We start from the raw sequence: 14,849 nt of genomic DNA on the forward strand, positions 1-14,849 counted from the left end.
GGACGGCACCACCATGACCGGCACAGCCCCCCGACCCCACGCCGACTGGATCGCCACCGCCCGCGCGGTCGCCGCCGATCTCGCCCAGGACGCCGCCGCACGCGACAAGGCCAACAAGCCGCCCTTCGACGAGATCGAGCGGCTGCGCGCGGCCGGCCTGCTCACCCTCCTCGTGCCGGCCGAGCGCGGCGGCGGCGGAGCGGACTGGCGCACCGCCTACGCCGTCATCCGCGAGATCGCCGCCGGAGACGGCTCCATCGGCCAGCTCCTCGGCTACCACTACCTGCTGTCCTGGAACCCCCGCTTCTTCGGCCGGCCCGCCACGGTCGAGCGCCTGGAGCGCGCCGCCGCCGACGGTGCCTGGCTGTGGGGCGGGGCCTTCAACCCGCGCGACCCCGACGTCACCCTGACCCCGGACGGCGCCGGCTTCCGGCTCGACGGACGCAAGTCCTTCGCCACCGGCGCCCGCGTGGCCGACCGGCTTGTCGTCGGCGCCGCCCGAGCCGACACCGGCGAACCCGTCGTCGTCTTCGTCGACCCGGCCCACCCCGGAGTCGTACGCAACGACGACTGGGACAACTTCGGACAGCGGTTGTCGGCGAGCGGCAGTGTGGAGTTCCACGCCGTGCCGGTGGCGGAGGAGGACATTCTCGGCTCCCTGTCCCAGGACGAGGAGGCGCTGTCCCCGTTCGCCACGCTGGTGACGCCCGCGATCCAACTGGTCTTCGTCCACTTCTACCTGGGCATCGCCGAGGGCGCGCTCGCCGCCGCGGCCGAGTACACCAGGACCGCCACCCGTCCCTGGCTGCTGTCGGGCGTCGAGTCCGCCACCGAGGATCCGTACACGCTCGCCACCTACGGCGAACTCGCCGTCTCCGCCCGCTCGGTGCGGGTCCTCGCCGACCACGCGGCCGAAGCGGTCCAGCGCGGCCTCGACCGCGGCCCGGACCTCACCGCCGACGAGCGCGGCGAGATCGCCGTCACCGTCGCCACCGCGAAAGTCGCCTCCACCCAGGCCGCCCTCGACATCACCGCCCGCATCCTCGAGGCCACCGGCGCCCGGTCCACCGCCTCCGCGTACGGCTTCGACCGGTTCTGGCGCAACGTACGCACCCACACCCTGCACGACCCGGTCGCCTACAAGCTCCGCGAGGTCGGCGATCACTTCCTCAACGGCACCCACCCGCCGTTCACCCTCTACACGTAACAAGCCAGGAGAACCACCCCATGTCCCCGTCGTCCCCGCTGTCCCGCAGAACGCTCCTGCGCGCCTCCGCCGGCGCCGCCGCCCTCACCGCCGCCGGCCCCCTCCTCACCGCCTGCGGCGGCTCCGCCTCCGCCGCCCTCGACCCGACCGCCAAGCCGGATCTGGACGGCGTCACCCTCAAGATCCTCGCCAACCAGCCCAACGCCCTGTCCTTCGAGTACCTGAGAAGGCCCTTCGAGGAGGCCACCGGCGCCAAGCTCAAGGTGACGCCGGTGCCGTACGACAAGCTCACGGCCAAGGCGGTGCTCGACGTGCAGTCGGGGGCGGGCCAGTTCGACGTCTTCATGTACTGGTACGCGGCCGTCGGCACCCTCGCCGAGGGCGGCGTCATCGAGGACCTGACCGCGTACATCAAGGCGCACAAGGACATCGAGGAGAGCGACTTCCTGCCGTCCCTGTACGACACGTACACCCGGTACGACGGCAAGCGCTGGGGGCTGCCCTACGACGGAGACACCCACATCCTCTTCTACAACACCGAGATCTTCGAACGGCACAAGGTGGAGGCGCCCCGAACCTGGGACGAGTACAACGACATCGCCGCGAAGATCACCAAGGACGCCAGGGGCAGGTACTACGGCACCATCATCGAGGCCCAGCAGGTCCCGGTCATCCTCGGCTGCGACTTCGCCAACCGCCTCGCCGGATACGGAGGTTCGTTCCTCGACGCGTCGGGCGCGCCCACGCTCGACACCCCGGAGGCGATCGCCGCCGCCCAGGTGCTGTTCGACGCCGCGCCGCACGCCCTGCCCACCCCGCTGCAGATCGGCTTCGACCAGGCGCTGCCCGCCTTCCTCGACGGCAAGGGCGCCATGCTCGACTTCTGGACCGACTTCGCCAAGCGCGCCCAGGACCCCAAGCAGTCCAAGGTCGTCGACAAGTGGGCCGTCACCACCCTCCCCGTCGGCGGCGACAACACCAAGCCGCGCACCTCGCTGGACGCGGGCTTCGGGCTCGCGGTGTCCACGGCGTCGAAGCAGAAGGAGGCCGCGGCCGCCTTCGTCAAGTGGGCCACTGCCGCGCGGCAGAACCTCCTCGTGCTGGCCGAGTCCGACGCGGGCGCCGACCCGGTCCGCACCAGCACGCTCAACTCCGCGGCGTTCCGGAAGAACTCGCCCGGCTCCTACGAGGTCGTCCGCACCGGTCTCGCGGGCGACCCCCTGCCCTGGCCGACCGTGCCGAAGGCCCCGGAGCTGCTGCAGACCCTCGTGGACGAGCTCGCGCTGGGCCTGCAGGGCAAGCAGAGCGCGAAGACCGCCCTGGCCAACACGCAGCGGGCCTGGGCCAAGGAACTCAAGGGAGCGTCCGGATGACGGCCAGGTCCGCCGTACGCGTCCCCGGCGCGCTCGCCGTGCCGCCGGTGGCCTTCCTCGCGCTGTTCGCCGCCTACCCGCTCGTCTACGTCATCGGCCTGGCGTTCACCGACTCCACCCTCGCCCGGCCGTTGCAACGCTGGACGGGGTTCGACAACTTCCGTACCGCGCTGGAGAGCCAGTCGTTCACCGGCTCGCTGTGGCGGTCGGTGCTCTTCGCGGTGCTCGCCGCCGCGGTCCAGCTGGTGCTGGGCACCGCCCTCGCGCTCCTGCTGCGCGCCCGGGCCCGGCGCCCTGGCCTGCTCGGCACCCTCCTGCTGCTGCCGCTGGTCACCCCGCCCGTCATGGTCGGCGTGGCGTGGAAACTGCTGCTCGCCCCGGTCGGCGGGGCCCTCAACGGCGTGCTGCACGCCCTGGGCCTGCCCGGCGTGAACCCGCTCGGCAGCGCCACCGGGGCGTTCGTGACCCTCGTCGTGATCGACAGCTGGCAGTGGACGCCGTTCGTGATGCTGCTCGTGTACGCGGCCCTGCTCGGCGTGCCGGACGACCTGCGCGAGGCCGCCGCCCTCGACGGCGCCGGCCGCTGGCGCACCATCCGCTCGGTCGTCCTGCCGTACATCGAACCGACGCTGCTGTCGGTCGTGCTGCTGAAGCTGGTGATCGGCTTCAAGGTGTTCGACATCGTCTACGTCGTGACGGCCGGGGGCCCCGGCTTCTCGACCACCACCAGCACCTACGACATCCAGCGCACCGCCCTCCAGGAGTTCGACGTCGGCGGCGCGGCCGCTGCCACCGTGCTGTTCTCCCTGCTCATCGGCCTGGTCACGAGCGTGGTCGCGGTGCGCCGGAAGCGGCACGAGGAGGTGGCCGTATGACCACGCTCGAAGCCACCGGAGAAGCGGTCGCCCTCGAAACCGCGGTCAGGTCCCCGGCCCGACCGGCCGCCCGCCGCCGTACGACCGGCCTCACCGCACTGCTCGCGGTGATCGCCCTCCTCGCCGCCGTACCGGTGCTGTACGTCGCCTCACTGTCCGTCCGCTCCCGCGACGACGTCCTCAACGGCGGGCTGCTGCCCTCCCGCTTGTTCTGGCAGAACTGGCCCGACGCGTTCCGGGCCGTCGACCTCGGCCACTACATCGCCAACTCCTGGGTGGTCGCAGCTGGTTCCGTGGTGCTGACGCTGCTCGTCGCCGTCCCGGGCGCGTACTTCACCGCCCGGGCCGGACGCCGCGGGGCCAGGCTCGCCACCCTGGTGCTGTCCAGCTACTGCGCGCCGCCCGTCGTCGCCGTCCTGCCGCTGTTCTACCTGCTGCGGAACCTGGAGCTGAACAACACCGTCGCCGGGCTCGCCCTCGTCGACGGGCTGGCCAACGTGCCCGTGGCGATCTGGCTCCTGGACGGTTTCGTACGGCAGGTGCCGAAGGAGATCGAGGAAGCCGCCTGGCTCGACGGGCTCGGGACGTGGGCGAGCCTGCGCCGCGTCGTGCTGCCGCTGATCTCGCCGGGCGTCGCGGCCGCCGCGCTGATCTGCTTCTTCCTCAGCTACAACGAGTTCCTCTTCGCCCTGAGCTTCGCCCAGGACAGCACCGCGCAGACCCTGCCGGTGCTGCTCTCCCTCTTCCAGGGCGACAAGAACGTCGAGTTCGGCCAGCAGGCGGTGGTGTCCCTCATCGGCGTCGCGCCCGTCTACGTCCTGGCCGTGGCCGCCCAACGCCGGCTCGTCGCCGGCCTGTCCTCCGGAGCCCTCAAGTGACCCGCCGTATCCACCTCAACGCCTTCGACATGGCCTGCGTCGGCCACCAGTCGCCAGGCCTGTGGCGACACCCCGACGACCAGGCGCACCGCTACACCGATCTCGCCTACTGGACCGATCTGGCGCGGCTGCTGGAGCGCGGCGGGTTCGACTCCCTCTTCATCGCCGACGTGCTCGGCGTGTACGACGTCTACCAGGGCTCGCGGGACGCCGCCGTCCGCCAGGGCGCCCAGATCCCGCTGTCCGACCCGCTGCCCGCCGTGTCCGCGATGGCCGCGGTGACCGAGCGCCTCGGCTTCGGCGTCACGGTGTCCCTCACCTACGAGCAGCCGTACAAGCTCGCCCGCACCCTCACCACCCTCGACCACCTCACCAAGGGCCGGATCGCCTGGAACGTCGTCACCTCCTACCTGGAGAGCGCCGCCCGCAACCTGGGACTCGGCGAACAGGTCGCCCACGACGACCGCTACGAGGTCGCCGAGGAGTTCCTGGAGGTCTGCTACAAGCTGTGGGAGTACTCGTGGGACGACGACGCCGTCGTCCGCGACCGTGAGCGCGGCGTCTACACCGACCCCGGCCGCATCCGCGACATCGCCCACAAGGGCCGTCACTTCACCGTCCCGGGCGTGTTCCTGTCCGAGCCGTCCCCGCAGCGCACCCCGGTCATCTTCCAGGCCGGCGCCTCCCCGCGCGGCCGGTCCTTCGCCGCCCGGCACGGTGAGGGGGTCTTCATCAACGCCGTGAACCCGCAGGCCACCCGCCGCGTCGTCGACGACATCCGGGCCAAAGCCGCCGCCGCGGGCCGCGACCCCTACAGCGTCAAGATCTTCATCCTGCTCACCGCCATCACCGCCCCCACCGACGAGGAGGCCCGCGCCAAGCACGCCGACCTCCTCTCCCACGCCTCCTACGAGGGCGCCCTCGCCCTCTACGGCGGCTGGAGCGGCCTCGACCTGTCCGCACTCGCCCCGGACCAGCCGCTGGAGTACATCGACACCGACGCCGTCCGCTCGGCGCTCGCGATCTTCTCCACCGCCGACCCGACCCGCCGCTGGACCCCCGACCAGATCGCCCGCTACCTGGGCATCGGCGGCATCGGACCGGTGGTGGCCGGCTCCCCGGCAACGGTCGCGGACGAACTGGAACGCTGGGTCGAGGAGGCCGACGTCGACGGCTTCAACCTCGCCTACGCCGTGACCCCCGGCACCTTCACCGACTTCGTCGACCTGGTCGTCCCGGAACTGCGCGCCCGCGGCAGGGTCCCGGACCCGAAGGCCGGTTCCACGCTCCGCGAGCGCCTGCACGGACCGGGCAGCGGCCCTCGGGTCCCAGACGACCACCCGGCCGCGCGATTTCGTGAACTCGCCTCCCGGGAGCGGGAATCAGCCGGAGCACGGACACTTCCCTAGTCTTCCTCTTCAGAGGGCTTTGCCCGGGTTGAGGATGTGGTGCGGGTCGAAGGCCGCCTTGATGCGGTGCTGCAACGCGTGCTGCTCCGGGCCGAGTTCGTCCGCGAGCCACCGCCGCTTGAGGGTGCCCACGCCGTGCTCCCCGGTGAGGGTGCCGCCCAGGCGCAGTGCGGCGGTAAAGATGTCGCCCGCCGCCTGCCAGGCCGCGTCAGGGATGCCGGGCGTGCCGGGGTCGAGGACGAGAATGGGGTGGAGGTTGCCGTCCGCGGCATGGGCCAAGGTGAAGATCCGTACGTCGTGACGCTCGGCGGCGGCCGTGATCTCCCGTACCGCGGCGGCCAGGTGGGACCTGGGCACCGCGATGTCCTCGATCAACACCCGCCCCAGCCGCTCCAGGGCGGGCAGAGCGAGCCTGCGGGCCGTGAGCAGCCGGTCCGCCTCCGCCGGGTCGTCGGTGGTCTCGACCGATGTCGCGCGCCCGCGCAGCAGCCGTACCGCCCGCTCCGCCTCCGTCGCGGCCGCCTGTCCGTCGCACTGCACGAGCAGCAGCGCACCGCCACGGGAGCGCAGGTCCGTGCCCTGCGCGTCGTCCACGGCGCCGAGCACCGGACCGTCCAGCAACTCCGCCATGGAAGGCTCCAGCCGGGCGGCGGTCAGCGCCGACACGGCCTCGGCTCCTTCGGCGAAGGTGTCGAAGTACGCCGCGACGGTGGCTGTCCTCTCCGGCACCGGGCGCAGTCGCAGCGTGGCCGCGGTGATCACGGCCAGGGTGCCCTCGGAGCCGGTGAGCAGGGCCGTCAGGTCGTAGCCGGTGACCCCCTTGACGGTGCGCCGGCCGGTCCGTATCGGCGTGCCGTCCGCGAGGACCACGTCGAGGCCCAGCACCGCGTCCCGGGTCACCCCGTATTTGGCGCACCGCAGCCCGCCCGCGTTGGTGGCGATGTTGCCGCCCACCGTGGAGATCGCCGCGCTCGCCGGGTCGGGGGCGTAGCGCAGCCCGAACTCGCCCGCCGCGCGATCCAGTTCGGCGGTGATGACGCCCGGTTCGACGACGGCGATCTGGTCGTGCGGGTCCAGGTCGAGGATCCGGTTCATCCGCGACAGGTCCAGAACGACCGTGCCCGTGCCGGCGTTCGCACCACCGGACAGTCCGGTCCCGGCCCCGCGCGGCACGACCGGCACCCGCAGCGCGTGTGCATGCCGCAGTGTCGTCCGCACCTGCTCGGCGTTCGCCGCGCGCACGACGGCCAGGGGCTCACCGTCCGGGCGGCTGCCGGAGCGGTCGGCGGCGTACGGGGCGGTGGCCTCGGGGCCGGTGATGAGCGCGTCCCCCGGAAGGTCGCGGCTCAGGGCGGTCAGCAGGGCCTCGGCGGTGCGGGGTTGGGTGACGGTCATCCGGTGCCCTCCAGCGCACGGCCGCCGACGGCGAGCAGCGCGATGTCCTCCTGCGGGGCGTGCACCGGGGCGCACTGGATGTCGCGGAAGTGGCGCTCCAGCGGGTTGTCGCGGCTCAGCCCCGGGTTGCCCAGCAGCCGTACCGCCAGCCCGACCGCTTCCACGGCGTGCCGGTCGGCCAGGATGCGGGCACCCAGAGCCAGTTCGGGGGTGTACGTGTCGTCGGTCACGTCCACCCGCTCGGCGCCGCCGAACACCAACTGTTCGGCGGAGTCCAGCCGCAGGGCGATCTCACCGGCGGCCCGCCGGAAGCGTTCCGTGCGGGCGACCGGGTGGCCGAGGTTGGCGGGGACCCGTTCGTGGGCGAAGCGGTGGAAGTACCGCTGGGCCGCGCGGGCCACGCCCAGGTAGAGAGCGGCGAGCGGGAGATGGAGGGCGGCGGCTGCCCGGTTGTCCTGCTCGGCGCCCGGACCGTGTGCGGCGATGTCGACCACGTTCCCCGCGGGGATCTCGACCTCGTGCAGTGCGATGTCGTGGCTCCCGCTGGCCCGCAGACCCAGGTGGTCCCAGCGGTGGGTGATCTCGATGCCGGGGGAGGAGCGGGGCACGGCGAACGTGCCGACCCGCGGTGTGGGCTCGTCCGTGGTGGCCCACACCAGCAGCCAGTCGAGCCCCTCGATGCCGGTGGCGAAGCGCTTGCGGCCGGTGAGGGACCAGCCGGTCGCCGTGCGCCGGGCCACCGTCGCGGGCAGCCCGCCGCGCGCGGGCGAGCCCAGCTCGGGCTCCACCCGCACATGGTTGAGCAGCACCGGCCGCCGGGCCGCTGCGGCCAGTACCTGCCCGTACAACTCCTCGGGCCAGTGCGGCCGTACGGCCTGGCGGTGGTGGATGGTCAGGCTCATCGCCGCGAGGAGCGCGACCGAGGGGTCTCCTTCGCCCAGTGCGTGCAGGATGCGCGCGGTGGCGGCGACCCCGAGGCCCGGCCCGCCGTAGCGCTCGGCGACGGTGGCGGTCAGCAGCCCTGCCTCGTGCGCGGCGCGGATCCCGTCGGAGGGGAAGGCGCCCGTGCGGTCGTACGCGGCAGCCGTGGCGGCGAGCCGGCCCGTCACCGAGGCGAGCCCGGCGAGATCCGGCGCGGGCAGCCGCAGAGCGGTCGTCATGAGGAAAGGGCCTTCCGCAGTGGGGAGTTGAGACGGTCGGACCAGAACGCGGAGACCGTCAGCGGCTGCTTCAGCGCGCCGAGACCCCGGAAGGCGTCGGCGACCTCCTGCTGGGACGCGGTGGCCTGCGCGGTCACCACCCGCACCTCGGTCTTCCGCTGTGCCTCGCCCTCCTCGAACTCCTCCAGCGCCTCGTCGACCGGCTGGTGCGTGGCGGCGGCGACGACCTTCGCGTACTCCTTCTCGTGCCCGTCGCGGACGTACGCGTACGCCTTGTCGATCCGGGCGAGCAGATCGGCCAGGGCCGCGCGTTCGGCCGCGCTGCCGAGCGTGTCGTCGGAGGCGGACCACAGGAAGTTCCCGGAGAGGATGTCCTTGCCGGAACCGAGGGTGCGGGCGCCCTGCTGGTGGGCGGTGATGATCGCGTTGCCGTATCCGGCGAAGGCATCGATCGAACCGCCGTTCAGCGCGGCCAGCGCCTTGTCGGGTTCCAGCGGGGCGGCGGTGATGTCGTCCCAGCCGAGCCCGGCCTGCTGGAGCAGCTCGTAGAGGAAGTAGTGGGCGGTGGTGTTCTTGACGTAGCCGACCTTCTTGCCCTTGAGCTGCGCGATCGAGGTGAGGTCCGAGCCCTTGGGGGCGATGACCTCCTGGTTGAGCGTGGTGCCGCGCTGCACGGCGACGACCTTGAAGTTGGGTTTGCCGTCGGCGGCGGCGAACACCGGCGGGATCTCGCTGGAGCTCGCCACGTCGAGAGCTCCGGCCCGGACCGCCTCCAGCTGCTTGTCGCCGCCCTGGAAGAGGCTCCAACGCACCTGGTACGGCGTGTCGTCGAGGTGGGCGAACTCCAGGAGGGCCTCCTCGCGCTTCCAGCCCGTTGCGCCCACGCGCAGCGTGACCGAGTCACCGCCGTCCTCGGCGCCCGCGGGGCCACCGCAGGCGCTGAGTGCCACGACGAGGAGCCCGGCGAGTGCGAGGGCGTGCCCGCCCCGCCTCACGCGGCCGCTCCCGAGGCGGCGCGGTGTGCCAGCTCCTGGCGGACCAGCGGGAGGACGTGACGGGCGTAGTCGATCGCGTCGTTGAGCGGGTCGTAGCCGCGGACGGACAGCAGTTCACAGCCGATGTCGACGTAGTCGAGCAGTGCCTTGGCGACCGTCTCGGGTGAGCCGACGAGCGCGGTGGAGGCGCCGGCGGCGTTGGTGGCGGAGGCGGGCGCGGTCCACAGGCAGCGGTCGTGGACCTCGCCGCGATCGGCGACGGCCAGCAGCCGCTGCGAGCCGACGTTGGCGGGGGTGCCCTGGCCGAGCGCCGGGTAGTGGCGTTGCTTGGCGCGCTCGGCGTGGTTGGTCTTGATCCGGCCGAGGATGCGGTGCGCCTTTTCCCAGGCCAGTTCGTCGGTGGGCGCGATGATCGGGCGGAACGACACCCAGATCCGGGGGCGGGGCCGGCCGGCGGCGTCCGCGTGGGCGTTGACCGCGGCGATCTGCTCTGCGGTCTCCTTCAGCGGCTCGCCCCACAGCCCGAAGATGTCGCCCTGCTGCCCGCCCACCCGGTAGGCGTCCTCCGAGGAGCCGCCCACCGAGATGGGGATCGTGCCGTGGTACGGGGTGACGTCGGAGCGGAAGCCCTCGAAGCGGTAGTACGCGCCCTCGTGGGAAAGGGGCCCGTCGGCCGCCCACACGTCCCGCAGGATCCGGATGTACTCGTCCGAACGCGCGTACCGCTCGCTCTTGCTCAGGTAGTCGCCCTCGCGGCGCTGCTCCTCGTCGCTTCCGCCGGAGATGATGTGCACCACCAGCCGGCCCTTGCTGATCCGGTCCAGCGTCGCCAGGGCACGGGCCGCGTGGGTCGGGAAGATCACGCCGGGGCGGTGAGCGAGGACGGGCTTGATGCGTTCGGTGTGGTGGGCCACGAACTGGGCCAGCTGAAGCGCGTCGGGGGAGGCGGAGTGGTAGGTGACGAGGGTGTAGTCGAAGCCGCCGTCGTCCAGGGCGCGGGCGTAGCGGCGGGCGTAGTCGACGTCGATGCCCGTGCCCGCGGTGGGGTCGCCCTCGGTGGCGGGGTTGGGATGGACGGCACTGATGAACTCGACGGGCATGGCGGGGCTCATTCCTTGACGAGGCTGGTGTCGATGTGGTCGGCGACGGTCGGGTTCGGGGTGAGGACGCCGATGCCGTGCATGGTGTCGCCGACCTTCTGCACGGACTGGACGACCTGCGAACTCACCGGAAGCAGCTCGCTGTTGGCCTGGCTCACCAGGGTCTTCGCGATTTCGGGGGAGGCACCGGTGTTCCGCTGGATGGCCTCGGCGTAGTCGTCCGGGTGTGCCCGCGACCAGGCGAGGGCCTTGTCCAGGCGGCGCAGGTAGTCGGAGACGGCGGCCTTCTTGCCCTGGTCGGCCAGCGCCTTCTCGGAGGCGCCGATGAAGCCGTAACCGCTCACGCGACCGTCGGCGCCGTTGACGAGGAGCCGGCCGCCCTGCTGCTCGGCGACGGACTTGTAGACCCCGAAGGTGGCCCACGCCTCGATCTTGCCCGAGGTGAACGCGGCCTGCGCGTCGGTCGGCAGCAGGTACTGCACCTCGACGTCGTCGTAGCTCAGCCCCGCCCGCTGAAGCACGTTCGCGAGGAGGTACTCGGCGATGGACCCCTTCGCCGAGGACACCACGACCTTCTTGCCCTTGAGGTCCTTGACGCTCTTCACCGACGAGTCGTCACGGACCACGATCCCGGTGTGCGTGCCGTCGTTGTGCAGCGCCCCCACCGCCTTGACCGGTACACCCCCCGAGAGCGCTTGGAGCGTGGGGAGGTCGGCGGCGTACGAGGTGTCCGCGGCGCCCGCCTGCACGGCCTGGAAGAGGGGGGCCGCACCCTCGAACTCGGCCCACTTCACCTGGTACGACGTGCCTTTGAGGGCGCCGGAGGCGTCGAGCAGGGTCTGCAGGTTCTTCGCCTGGTCGCCGATGGTGAGGGTTACCCGCGATGAGGAGCCACCGGACGCGGCCTCGGTGTTCCCGCCGCAGGCCGCGGTGGCGAGGAGCGCGGTGAGGACGAGTGTGGAGCTCAGCGCACGGCTGACGCGGTGGACGGGGTTCATGCGGGTGCCTCTTCCAGGGGATGCGCCGAGGCGTCGTGGACGCCCAGGCGACGCAGCAGTTCGCCACGGAGTCGTACGAATTCGGGGGAGCCGAGGTCGCGCGGTCGATCCAGGCCGACTTCGGCCTCGTACGCGATCCGCCCGCCGTCCATCACCAGGACCCGGTCGGCCAGCAGCAGCGCCTCCTCCACGTCGTGGGTGACCAGCAGCACCGAGCAGCCGTGCCGCTGCCACAGGTCTGCGACCAGGCGTTGCGCCTTGCCTCGGGTCAGGGCGTCCAGGGCGCCGAACGGCTCGTCGAGCAGGAGCAGTTCGGGTTCGCGCACCAGGGCGCGGGCCAGTGAGACGCGCTGGGCCTGACCGCCGGAAAGGGTCTTGGGCCAGCTGCCTGCGTACTCCTCGATGCCCACCTCGCCCAGATACCGCTCGGCGAGTGCCCGGTCCGGGGAGCCGGGCAGGCCGAGCACCACGTTGCGCCACACGCGCAGCCAGGGCATCAGCCGCGGCGACTGGAAGGCCACCGAGCGGCGCTCCGGCACGGTCACCTCGCCCTCGGTCTCGTTGTCGAGCCCGGCGAGGATCTTCAGCAGCGTCGACTTGCCGCAGCCGCTGTGACCGAGCAGGGCGACGAACTCGCCCTGGCGCAGGGTGAGATCCAGCCCGTCGATGACCGTCTTGTCGTCGAAGGCCCGGGTCAGCCTGCGGACCTTCACGTTCGCTGTCTCCGTCATGCCGGTCACGCTCCTTCGCCGTCGAACGAGGCCCGCCAGGCCAGCAGCCGCCGCGACAGCAGCCGTACGGCGAAGTCGCACAGCAGGCCGAGGACCGCGTAGACGGCCAGGCACAGGACGATGACATCGGTCTGGAAGTACTGCTGGGCGTTGCTCATCAGATAGCCGATGCCGGCGTCCGCGTTGACCTGCTCGGCGAAGACCAGGGCGAGCCAGGCGGTGGACAGCGCGTACCGCAGACCCACAAGGGCTCCTGGCAGTGCGGACGGCAGGATCACGTACCGGATGAGACCGACGCGGCCGAGCCCCGCCATCCGTCCCGCTTCGATGAGCTGGGCGTCGGCCGAGCGGATGCCGCCGTAGACGTTGAAGTACAGCGGGTACGTCACGCCGAGCGCGACCAGCGCGATCTTCGGGGTCTCGTCGATGCCGAACCAGACGATGAACAGGGGGATCAGACCCACCCAGGGGATGGCCCGGAACATGCCCATCGACGCGTCGATGACGTCCTCGCCCAGCCGGAACAGTCCCGCGGTGAGCGACAGCGCGAGGGCGACGGCCGCACCGATGAGGAACCCGATCGCCGCGCGGCGGCCGGACGCGGCGATGGCCTGGGGCAGTTCACCGGTCCCGGTCAGGTCGACGGCCCGCTGGACGACGTCGATCGGGGAGGCGAGCACGGACTCGGGAAGCACACCGGTGGTGCTCCCCAGGAACCACACCACCAGCAGCCCGACCGGGCCGGCGGCTCGGCGCACGCCACGCGGCACGCGCAGGGCGGGACGCCGGCGTGGACCTGCGGGGCGGTCGCTCTTCGTGGGGGCCGGGGCCGGTGGCGCCGGCCGCACGGGCGTGTGCGTCGGCGGGGACGTTCCGGAGACGGTGGTGTTCGGGGAGGGCATGGGGTGGCCTCTCGGGGAGGAGTGGGACGGATGTCGGGGATTCAGTACGGCTGTTCGCCCAGCACGGCCGGGCGGTCGGGGTCGGCGGACCAGGCGGACCAGGAACCGGGGTACAGCGCGGCGGGGATGCCGGCGTGGGCGAGCGCCGCGACCTGGTGGGCGGCCGTGACACCGGAGCCGCAGTAGACCCCCACCTCGGTCGCGTCGCCGGCGCCCAGCGCCGTGAACCGCGCGGCGAGTTCCGCCGCGTCGCGGAAGGTTCCGTCGGGACCGAGGTTGTCGCCCGTGGGGGCGGACAGCGCGCCGGGGATGTGCCCGGCACGCGCATCGACCGGCTCGCTCTCGCCCCGGTACCGCTCGGCGGCGCGGGCGTCCAGCAGCACACCGTCCCGGGCGACGTCGGCCGCCGCGTCCGCGTCCAGCACGGGCAACCGCCCCGGGCTGAGCACGATGTCGCCCGGTGCGGGAGCCTCCGGCTCCCCGGCCTCCGTCGGCAGCCCGGCCGCGCGCCAGGCGCCCAGGGCCCCGTCGAGCAGCGTCACCCGCTCGACTCCCGCCCAGCGCAGCAGCCACCAGGCGCGGGCGGCGGCGGTGTTGCCGTTGTCGTCGTGCACGATCACCGGGCGGCCCGCGGTGAGGCCCCAGCGGCGCGCGGCCGCCTGCAGGTCCGCCGGGTCGGGGAGGGGATGGCGACCGCCCTCGGGCGAGGACGGGGCGGCGAGTTCGGTGTCGAGGTCCACGTAGACGGCGCCGGGGATGTGCTCCTTGAGGTAGTGCTCGCGGCCGTGCGGGTCGCCGAGCCGCCACCGCACGTCGAGGACGACGGGGCTCGGCTCACCGCTGTGCAGCAGGGAGCGGAGCTCGGCCACGCCGGTCAGCACCGGGGCGGTCATGCGAGGTCCTCCCGTACGGCGATGGGTGCGAGGTCCGAGGAGAGCCGCAGCCGCTCCAGGTACAGCACGATCGTGGCGGCGGCCGTGCGGTGGGTGAGGTCGTTGAGGGCGTCGTGCCGGGTCCCGGCCAGACTCACCAGTTCCACGCCGGGCAGTGCGCGGTAGGCGCGGACGGCCTCAGGGAGCGGGCTGACCGGGTCGTCGGCGCCGTGCAGGGCGAGGACGGGGACGGAGACGCCCTCCAGGGCAGGCAGGCCGGCAGGGTCCGTGTCCGTGAGCGCACCGCGCCGGAACGCGTCGTCGGAGGCGAGCCTGCCGCGGTGCGTGGGGCAGGCGGTGCGCTGGTCGAGTTCGGCCTCCCAGCCGGACGTCGCCGCGACGGCGTGCGGCGTGGTGGGCAGCCCGGCGAGGATCAGCCCGTCCAGGCCCGGTGCGCCACGCGCCGCGAGCCAGGCCGCGTACACGGCCCCGGTGTCGGAGCCGACCAGGACCCGGGGACCCGGCAGTGTCTCGTCGCGAAGGAGCTTGGCGGCCTGGTCGATGACCGCATCCGGGGCGGGGGAGGGATCCGCCAGGGCCCGTACGCGGTAGCCGTCGGCAGCGATGCGGCGGCCGAACCGCTCGTACACGCCGCCGTGTTCACCACGGCCGGGGAGGAGGACGAGGGTGCCGCGCGGGGCGATCCCCTCTGGTTCGTCCCAGGCGTGGACAGGCTGAGGAGAGCTCATGGTGACTCGATTCATCGGAGGGCTCAGAGAGGCGGGGCGCACCCGTGCCGTGGGCCGGGGGAGGGGGAGCGTGATGCGTACCTGCGCGGAGGGCCCGCCACCTGGCGTGCTGGATCAGCTGGACCGGCTTCGGCTCAACGGAGCATCGCGCGTACGCGGATCAGCGACAGCGCATGGTGACGGCGCGGCCGAGGTCGACCACCCG

General features: G+C 72.6%; 14 protein-coding genes. 5 read left to right on the forward strand and 9 right to left on the reverse strand.

Annotation, left to right across the window (positions count from 1 at the left end):
- Positions 1-13: 13 nt before the first annotated feature.
- From QF034_RS37660 to QF034_RS37680, 5 genes are read left to right on the forward strand one after another with little or no spacing between them, the layout of a single operon-like run.
- A complete protein-coding gene (locus QF034_RS37660) occupies positions 14-1,207 on the forward strand; it encodes an acyl-CoA dehydrogenase family protein (RefSeq protein WP_307179133.1) in 1,194 nt (397 codons plus the stop codon).
- 20 nt (positions 1,208-1,227) lie between these two features.
- Entirely contained in the window at positions 1,228-2,580 is a 1,353-nt protein-coding gene (locus QF034_RS37665) for an ABC transporter substrate-binding protein (protein ID WP_307179134.1), read from the forward strand.
- Positions 2,577-3,455 carry a carbohydrate ABC transporter permease gene (locus QF034_RS37670; RefSeq protein WP_307179135.1) on the forward strand — a complete coding sequence of 293 codons (879 nt, stop codon included), beginning with the start codon at positions 2,577-2,579 and terminating at the stop codon, positions 3,453-3,455. The genes QF034_RS37665 and QF034_RS37670 overlap by 4 nt, the downstream gene beginning before the upstream one ends.
- Positions 3,452-4,333 (forward strand): carbohydrate ABC transporter permease, encoded by an 882-nt coding sequence (locus QF034_RS37675; protein WP_307179136.1) that lies wholly within the window; start codon positions 3,452-3,454, stop codon positions 4,331-4,333. The genes QF034_RS37670 and QF034_RS37675 overlap by 4 nt, the downstream gene beginning before the upstream one ends.
- Positions 4,330-5,742 carry an LLM class flavin-dependent oxidoreductase gene (locus tag QF034_RS37680; protein WP_307179137.1) on the forward strand — a complete coding sequence of 471 codons (1,413 nt, stop codon included), beginning with the start codon at positions 4,330-4,332 and terminating at the stop codon, positions 5,740-5,742. The genes QF034_RS37675 and QF034_RS37680 overlap by 4 nt, the downstream gene beginning before the upstream one ends.
- 9 nt (positions 5,743-5,751) lie before the next feature.
- On the opposite strand, the gene QF034_RS37685 is transcribed toward QF034_RS37680, so the two are convergent.
- Genes QF034_RS37685 through QF034_RS37725 form a run of 9 tightly spaced genes read right to left on the reverse strand, consistent with a single transcriptional unit; the run spans position 5,752 to position 14,644 of the window.
- Positions 5,752-7,137 (reverse strand): FAD-binding oxidoreductase, encoded by a 1,386-nt coding sequence (locus tag QF034_RS37685; protein ID WP_307179138.1) that lies wholly within the window; start codon positions 7,135-7,137, stop codon positions 5,752-5,754.
- A complete protein-coding gene (locus QF034_RS37690) occupies positions 7,134-8,297 on the reverse strand; it encodes an acyl-CoA dehydrogenase family protein (protein WP_307179139.1) in 1,164 nt (387 codons plus the stop codon). Before QF034_RS37690 ends, QF034_RS37685 begins: the two co-directional genes overlap by 4 nt.
- Positions 8,294-9,292, reverse strand: coding sequence for an ABC transporter substrate-binding protein (locus QF034_RS37695; protein WP_307179140.1), 999 nt, complete (start codon positions 9,290-9,292; stop codon positions 8,294-8,296). Before QF034_RS37695 ends, QF034_RS37690 begins: the two co-directional genes overlap by 4 nt.
- The gene (locus QF034_RS37700) at positions 9,289-10,392 is read right to left on the reverse strand and encodes an LLM class flavin-dependent oxidoreductase (RefSeq protein ID WP_307179141.1); all 1,104 of its coding nucleotides are present in this window, start codon (positions 10,390-10,392) and stop codon (positions 9,289-9,291) included. Before QF034_RS37700 ends, QF034_RS37695 begins: the two co-directional genes overlap by 4 nt.
- A gap of 8 nt (positions 10,393-10,400) precedes the next feature.
- The gene (locus QF034_RS37705; RefSeq protein WP_307179142.1) at positions 10,401-11,390 is read right to left on the reverse strand and encodes an ABC transporter substrate-binding protein; all 990 of its coding nucleotides are present in this window, start codon (positions 11,388-11,390) and stop codon (positions 10,401-10,403) included.
- Positions 11,387-12,121 (reverse strand): ABC transporter ATP-binding protein, encoded by a 735-nt coding sequence (locus QF034_RS37710; protein ID WP_307179143.1) that lies wholly within the window; start codon positions 12,119-12,121, stop codon positions 11,387-11,389. Before QF034_RS37710 ends, QF034_RS37705 begins: the two co-directional genes overlap by 4 nt.
- 5 nt (positions 12,122-12,126) lie before the next feature.
- The gene (locus QF034_RS37715; protein WP_307179144.1) at positions 12,127-13,023 is read right to left on the reverse strand and encodes an ABC transporter permease; all 897 of its coding nucleotides are present in this window, start codon (positions 13,021-13,023) and stop codon (positions 12,127-12,129) included.
- 41 nt (positions 13,024-13,064) lie between these two features.
- A complete protein-coding gene (locus QF034_RS37720) occupies positions 13,065-13,916 on the reverse strand; it encodes a sulfurtransferase (RefSeq protein WP_307179145.1) in 852 nt (283 codons plus the stop codon).
- Positions 13,913-14,644, reverse strand: a complete 732-nt coding sequence (locus QF034_RS37725; RefSeq protein WP_307179146.1) for an alpha/beta hydrolase — start codon at positions 14,642-14,644, stop codon at positions 13,913-13,915. The genes QF034_RS37720 and QF034_RS37725 overlap by 4 nt, the downstream gene beginning before the upstream one ends.
- Positions 14,645-14,849 lie beyond the last annotated feature (205 nt).

The sequence above is a fragment of the Streptomyces africanus genome (assembly GCF_030816955.1).
GTDB lineage: Bacteria > Actinomycetota > Actinomycetes > Streptomycetales > Streptomycetaceae > Streptomyces > Streptomyces africanus.